The organism is Clostridioides sp. ZZV15-6597, assembly GCF_020657815.1.
Classification (GTDB): Bacteria; Bacillota; Clostridia; order Peptostreptococcales; family Peptostreptococcaceae; genus Clostridioides.
In genome coordinates, this window is the sequence record NZ_JAGWCT010000251.1 from 1 (window position 1) to 471 (window position 471).

Here is a 471-nt window from a genome sequence, read left to right on the forward strand (position 1 = left end):
ATCCATTTTGTCTATTCATCATTTAGTCTATATCCAACACCAACTTCTGTAATTATATACCTAGGGTCAGCGGGTTGCTTCTCTATTTTTCGTCTTAATGTTGCCATAAAAACTCTTAAGGACTTAGTTTCATTTCCTATAATACTACCCCATATTTCTTTTATTATAAAATTATGAGTAAGTACTTTTCCATGATGCTTTGCAAGTAATGAAAGAATATTATATTCAATTGGTGTCAAATGTACTTCATTATTGTCAACAATGACTTTTCTTTTATCAAAATCAATAAATAACTCATCTACTTCAAACGTAGACCTAATCTCTTCTTTTTGCTGTAATTCTACTTGTGAGTGTCTAAACGCAACCCTTACCCTAGCTAATAACTCTACTATAGAAAATGGTTTTGTTAAGTAATCATCTGCACCTGCATCAAACACTTCTACCTTTTCTCTGTCTTGTTCTCTAGCTGAA

Annotated in this window: 1 protein-coding gene; it reads right to left on the bottom strand. The window is 31.6% G+C overall.

The annotated features are described in order from the left end of the window. Positions 1 to 11 precede the first annotated feature (11 nt). Positions 12 to 471 (bottom strand): response regulator transcription factor (locus KGF52_RS21135; protein ID WP_227841534.1); only part of this gene is annotated, 460 nt, incomplete at its 5' end.